This is a genomic window from Xenococcus sp. PCC 7305 (assembly GCF_000332055.1).
GTDB lineage: Bacteria > Cyanobacteriota > Cyanobacteriia > Cyanobacteriales > Xenococcaceae > Xenococcus.
In genome coordinates, this window is the sequence record NZ_ALVZ01000021.1 from 1 (window position 1) to 3,432 (window position 3,432).

Sequence of the window (3,432 nt, forward strand, 5' to 3'; positions counted from 1 at the left end):
TTTTGGACAGTTTTATATTTCATCCAATATTTTCATTATCAAAGGGGATACTAATTTCCATAACATATCCCGCAACCAATTATGCAAGAGGTCTAATTAACAGCCCAGTTGTACCAGTAAACCGTTTAATGATAGTGTGGAGTGAGAAACTATTTATCCGCGCTCCAAACTTCAGTCAACCCGATGATGATCATCATCGTTAACATTATCTACTCCAAGATCTGGCCATTGATGCGCCGAATCAGGTTTGGTGCAGCGACTCCGAATGCTCACTGGTTTTGTCTATCTAGTAGCAATTATGGATTGGTATTCTCACTTTTTTCTGGCATGGCAATTGTCGAATACTCTAGAAGTAAGCGTTTGCTTAGAGGCTCTGACAAGCGCTATTCTTGTTTCACTTTCACACTTTTTCACAAATTATCAGGTGTAACTATAATTTAGTAAGCAAAGAGCTTGACATTATCTCTTCCTTGCCTTTTTGCCTCATATAAAGCTTTGTCTGTGCACGCGATTAGTAAATCTGGAGAAGCTAAGGTGTTAGGTACCATACTAAAAACTCCCAAACTCAAAGTTATAAAATCACTTATGTGCGATTTCTGATGCGCAATTCTGAGATCCTTCACTCTAGATCTGATTAATTCGGCGATTTCTACTGCCTGCTCTTCATTAATATTTGGTAATACTACTGCAAATTCTTCTCCTCCATAACGAGCTGCTAAACCACAATCATCTTCGGTTACAGATTCAATCGTTAAAGCAACTTGTTTTAAACAGTAATCTCCTATAGGATGACCATAGGTGTCATTATAAATTTTGAAAAAATCTATATCACATAAGATCAGAGAAATAGGGGCTTTATCTTTTTGTGATCGAATCCAATTATCAAGTAAATAATCATCGAGTCGCCGACGATTAGCTATTTGAGTCAAACCATCAATCATGGTGAGTTGTTCTAAATTTTGATTTAATTTATTTAGTTCTTTTTCTACTTTTTGACGTTCAATAATTTCATTGTGTAGTTGAGATTCAACTAAATCAGCATGTTCTGTCGTAGTTTCTAATAAAATCTCTAAATCAATGCTTTCTTTTTTTAATTCTGCAACTTCTTGTCGCAAGTGTTCAATTTGCAAAACCAGTTTTTCTTTTATTATTTGCTCTTCTAATAGATTAGTAGAATCACCCAAATGTAAATCTTCAATTCGATTTTCCAAATCCGTCAGAACTAAGGCTTCGACCGCCAATTTGTTTAGTGGTTTAGATAATAAATATCCTTGAGCAGAATTACAACCTAAAGCCTTCAATTGAACTAATTGCTCGGTGTTTTCTATGCCTTCTGCAGTTGTGTCCATATTGAGACTACTGGCCAAATTAATAATGGCCCTGATAATTCCTAGTTTCTCATTATTAGTATTAATACTGTTAACAAAGGTGCGATCTATTTTTAAGGTGTTAAAAGGAAATTTTTGCAAGTAACTTAGAGAAGAATATCCTGTCCCAAAATCATCTAATGATAACTCAATACCCAAGAATCTTAGCTCATTAAGAGTACTTAAAGTATTCGAAGTGTTTTTCACTAAACAACTTTCTGTAATTTCCAATTTTAAATTCTGAGGATTTAATCTACTTTCTTGCAAAATTTGTTTTACTTGTTGGACAAAATTTATCTGTTCGAGTTGCTTACTGGAAACATTAACACTAATTCTACAATTACATAGCTCTGTAAATTTCGATTTCCAAGCTTGCATTTGAGAACAGGCTTCTCTTAAAACCCATGAGTCGATAAATCTAATCAGCCCGGTTTCTTCTGCCAAAGGAATAAATTCGCAAGGACTAACCAATCCTTTTGAGGGATGTTGCCAACGAATTAAAGCTTCAAAACCCACTACTTGTTTTGTTAATAAAGACAATATTGGTTGATAATAAAGTTCAAATTCTTGTTTTTGTATTGCTCTTCGTAAATCGTTTTCCAGCTGTAGTAGTGTTATGGCACGACTATACATATTTTCGTTGAACAGCTGATAATAATCTTGATGTCTTATATTATTAATACTGGATACAGCTAATTCAGCATCTCGCAAAATTTCTTCTGGAGTCTCATAATTTATATCTCCGATAGAAATACCAATAGTTACCCCAGCAAAGATTTCAATTTCTTGGAGCCTAAAAGGCAATTTGAATTCTTGATAAATGCGTTCTGCAATTTTTTTTGTAAAATCAATATTTTCAATATTCTGTAGTATTATGGCAAACTCGTGATTACCTATTCGAGAGATTAAATCATGATTACGAAGACAATTTTGCAATCTCCGAGAGATTAAAACAAGCAGTTTATCGCCTAGTTTTCTTCCAAGGCTACTATTAATAGCTTTAAATCTATCAATATCAATAAATAATACTGCAAATTTCTCCTGAACTTTTTCTTTAACCAAGACCATTGACTGTTCAATAAATTGAATTAAGGCATTGTAGTTTGGTAAGCCAGTGAGTTGATCGTAAAGAACACAGCCTGATAATTGTTCTTGATGAAAATTATTTAGTTTATTATTAATAAGTTTAATTCGTGATTTATTTAACATATCTATATATTTGCAAATAGGAAATAATCTAGTTTCTAGCGATCAATCCGTTTGAAATAATAAACAATACAGTCGCGTTTTTAAATCGCTAGTTTGTGGCAGAAAATACTATGAGACGAGAACCATAATAAGAGTTAATAGTCCTATAATCACAAATATATTTGCTTTCTGTAACTGAAAAATTACGTAGTTTTGTTATGTATAGTTTAAAGATATTTGTAAATTGTGTGAATAGTTGACTAATTTATAGCAGAACGTGCATTTTTTATGTACGTCAACAGAAACAAGTAAAAGTGCAAAAAAACTTATTGAACTTATTGAAGCTAATATAACCCTTCTCAAATTGGTAAGATACATGAACCTATCCCACTATTTCCAAAAAATGAGATCCTATCATCTAAACTAGGAGATAAAAATGGCGGGACGTTTCGAAGGTTTGAGTGATTTGGAGTGGAAATGGTTCGAAGATATTTTTCCAACCTCTGATTCGAGATCACGAGGAATGCCACATGTACCATTTCGATACGTATTGAATAGCTTGCGCTATATTTTGATAACTGGATGTCGCTGGTGTAATTTACCTCAAGGGAAGATTTGGGGCACTGGTTCCGCTTAGTGGGACAATATAAAGCCTTGTTGTATATGGCTTAAGGGATAATAAGTGATTTGTAAACTCCTCTAAGTCAAACTTGTGATGGATCTATTCTCCCTTCCTTGTCCTTGTTGTGCGAGTAAAGAGGTTTATACCCATACCCTCTATCCATTGGTGACAACTTAAGCTGAAAGAGTAGTTGTCAAGGGGATTTGGCAATTTGATGAGAAGAAAAAATCCTCAGAATTTTTTTGTCGCTCAGGG

Annotated in this window: 2 protein-coding genes and 1 pseudogene; 2 read left to right on the forward strand and 1 reads right to left on the reverse strand. The window is 33.8% G+C overall.

Features of this window, described 5'->3' with window-relative positions:
• Nucleotides 1-145: 145 nt before the first annotated feature.
• Nucleotides 146-385, forward strand: a pseudogene (locus XEN7305_RS27200) (IS3 family transposase); the annotation flags it as partial.
• A 52-nt stretch (nucleotides 386-437) separates the two neighbouring features.
• On the opposite strand, the gene XEN7305_RS26210 reads toward XEN7305_RS27200, so the two are convergent.
• Nucleotides 438-2,576, reverse strand: coding sequence for a diguanylate cyclase domain-containing protein (locus XEN7305_RS26210; RefSeq protein ID WP_006507274.1), 2,139 nt, complete (start codon nucleotides 2,574-2,576; stop codon nucleotides 438-440).
• A gap of 415 nt (nucleotides 2,577-2,991) precedes the next feature.
• On the opposite strand from XEN7305_RS26210, the gene XEN7305_RS27205 reads away from it, so the two are divergent.
• Nucleotides 2,992-3,192: a transposase gene (locus XEN7305_RS27205; protein ID WP_006507275.1), complete on the forward strand. Its 201-nt coding sequence runs from the start codon at nucleotides 2,992-2,994 to the stop codon at nucleotides 3,190-3,192.
• Nucleotides 3,193-3,432: the final 240 nt, after the last annotated feature.

What these genes read in the sequence shown, in the direction of transcription:
- XEN7305_RS26210 (WP_006507274.1), bottom strand. Translation starts at nt 2,576, where the DNA reads ATGTTAAATAAATCACGAATTAAACTTATTAATAATAAACTAAATAAT.
- XEN7305_RS27205 (WP_006507275.1), top strand. Translation starts at nt 2,992, where the DNA reads ATGGCGGGACGTTTCGAAGGTTTGAGTGATTTGGAGTGGAAATGGTTC.